The sequence below is a fragment of the Microbispora sp. NPDC049125 genome, from assembly GCF_040802045.1.
Classification (GTDB): Bacteria; Actinomycetota; Actinomycetes; order Streptosporangiales; family Streptosporangiaceae; genus Microbispora.
On sequence record NZ_JBEZDW010000097.1, the window covers coordinates 1 to 2,746 of the forward strand.

A 2,746-nucleotide genomic window follows, 5' to 3' on the forward strand; every position below is an offset into this window, starting at 1 on the left:
CCTCGTCCAGTGCCCGAGCCCAGCCGGCGTCCCGCCGGTCCACCGTCTGCACCTCCGGGGTGCCCTCCATCACCAGCCCCTGTTCCTGGCACGCCGACCGCCAGCCGGCGTGCACATGCGGGGCCGTGGGGCTGCCGACCGTGGTGATCACTCCAACACGGCGATGTCCCAGCTCCGCCAGATGGCGCACCGCCATCGCCGCACCCAGCGCGTGGTCGCTCACCACCGACTCCATCGCCTCCCGGAGGGGTCCCACCGTCGCGGTCCGCTCGATCAACACCACCGGCACGCCCGCCGACTGCAGCCACCGCACCAGCGCGTCGCCCTCGTCGCTCCCGATCGTCGGCGCCACCAACAGCCCGTCGACTCCTGCCGACTCCACCAGTGAGGTGAGCTGACGCTGCTCGTCCGCCGCCTGATAGGTCGCTCCACGCAGCACCACTCGCACTCCGACGGCTCCGGCGGCCTCGCGTACACCGCGGATGACATCAGGCCAGTAGTAGTCCAGCGACGGCACCACCATTCCGACGGTCGCAGGTGCCACCTCATCGCGCCGGGCCAGGTCGTGATCGAGCAGCGGACCGGTCGGCACTCTCCCCTTGGAGAAGTCCTGTACGAGAGCGGCACCACCGCGAACCCTGCGTACCAGTCCCTCCTCAGCCAGCAGGGCGATGTCACGGCGAATCGTGATCGCGGACACCGCCAGGTCGGAGGCCAGATCGTGCACCCGCGCGATCTTCTGCTGTTGCAGCAGTTCCAGCAGCCGCGCGCGGCGCTCGGCCGGCAGTCGACCCTGCGCCTCGGACACCGTCATGCGTGCAACCTCCACATTGACCTCGAAGAGCTCGGTGCCGTATCCGGCGCTCTGACGCCCACCGGCTCAGGGGTCTTCCGGCGTCTGGCGAGCATCCGCACGGCCATGACCCGCTAACACGCGAGGGCGTCGGTCGGCCAGCACGCCGTCTGCAACCTACGTCATGTTCCTCCTCGCCAATGCACATGGTACCGATCGAAACTGATCGAAGATGAGCGAAGAACGTATACACCGCGTTAAAGGGCCATCCATCCTGATGATCAGTGACCGAGAGTCCCCGGGGTGACTTGAGAAATGCACACCTTTACATCGTAGATCAAATACACCTGCCGGCGTCTTGATACATGTGCGAGATCCGCACCGGGTGGACACACGATGCGACCAGAAGGCCCACATCTGCTCTCTAGCATCCGGGGCATGCGTGTCACCATGGTGCTGCCGGCACTGACCGAGGCGACCAGCCCGCTGTTCCGGCCGGTCAAGTACTCGCTGTTTCCGCCGCTGGGGCTCGCCACCCTGGCCGGCTACCTGCGCGACGACGACGAGGTGCGCATCTGGGACGAGCACGTCCAGCGGTTGCGCCTGGACGAGGACCGTCCGGACCTCGCGGTGATCCAGCCCTACATCACCTCGGCACGCCGAGCGTACGAACTCGCCGACGCGTACCGGACGCGAGGCGTGTACGTGGTGATGGGCGGGCTGCATGTCACGTCCCTGCCTGAGGAGGCCGCCGGGCACGCGGACACCATCATCACCGGCCCGGGGGAGGACACCTGGCCCGAGTTTCTCGCCGACTTCCGCCGGGGACATCCGCGGGCCCGCTACCACTCGACCCGGCGGACGCTGACCGGTCTTCCGCCGGTACGGCGGGATCTGATCGACCGGCGCCGGTACCTCGTGCCCAACTCGATCGTGGTCTCGCGAGGCTGCCCGCACCACTGCGACTTCTGCTACAAGGACGCCTTCTTCGCTGGTGGCCGGTCCTTCTACACCCAGACCGTGGACACCGCGCTGGCCGAGATCGATCGGCTGCCCGGGCGGCACCTGTACTTCCTCGACGACCACCTGCTGGGCAACCGGCGCTTCGCCGAGGCCCTCTTCGCCGGAATGGCCGGCATGGGGCGGCTCTGGCAGGCCGCCGGTACGGTCGACTCGGTGCTCGCCCCCGGACTGTTGGAGCAGGCGGTCGCGGCGGGGCTGCGAAGCCTGTTCGTCGGCTTCGAAACCATCAACGGCGACAACCTCGCGGCGCAGCGTAAGCGGCAGAACATCGGGCGCGACTACGCCGCGGTAGTCCGGCGGCTGCACGACCTGGGCGTGATGGTGAACGCCAGCTTCGTGTTCGGCATGGACGGGGATCGGCCCGACGTGTTCGACCGTACCGTCGCGTGGGCCGTCGAGCAGGGCATCGAGACCGCCACCTTCCACATCATGACTCCGTACCCGGGCACCGCCCTGTACCAGCGGATGGCAGCCGAGGGCCGGATACTGCACCAGGACTGGGACCGGTACGACACGCGGCACGTCGTGTACCGGCCGGTGGGCGTGACCGCCCAGCAACTCGAGGACGGGTACTGGCGGGCCTACCGGGACTTCTATCGGTGGAGCGCGATCTGGTGCGGCGCGGCCACCAAGCCGCTTCTGGGCGACCGGCTGCGCCACCTCACCTATGCGGGCGGGTGGAAAAAGTTGGAGCCGCTGTGGGACGTGGCCATCCGGGCGCGGCAGGTGACGCGTGCTCTGCCCGTACTAGAGACGCTTCTGAGCAGTTTCGGCGCACGCCGTTCGGACGGCGGGGCACCCCGGTCACGGGCCGTTCCTCCGGACGAGCGACCTGTGTCAACGACGCTTGAAAACGGACCCCCTATCGTCGTCTGAAAGTTGACCCCCTGGCGTTGATGTTGCTGCGGATTGTTACTGATGGTCGTTGCT

Annotated in this window: 2 protein-coding genes; one reads left to right on the forward strand and one right to left on the reverse strand. The window is 67.8% G+C overall.

Going from position 1 to position 2,746, the window contains the following annotated elements; all coding sequences use genetic code 11:
* Nucleotides 1–814 (reverse strand): DeoR family transcriptional regulator (locus tag AB0B72_RS40080; RefSeq protein ID WP_367745033.1); only part of this gene is annotated, 814 nt, incomplete at its 3' end.
* Nucleotides 815–1,231: 417 nt separating this feature from the next.
* On the opposite strand from AB0B72_RS40080, the gene AB0B72_RS40085 reads away from it, so the two are divergent.
* A complete protein-coding gene (locus AB0B72_RS40085) occupies nt 1,232–2,692 on the forward strand; it encodes a radical SAM protein (protein ID WP_367745035.1) in 1,461 nt (486 codons plus the stop codon).
* Nucleotides 2,693–2,746: the final 54 nt, after the last annotated feature.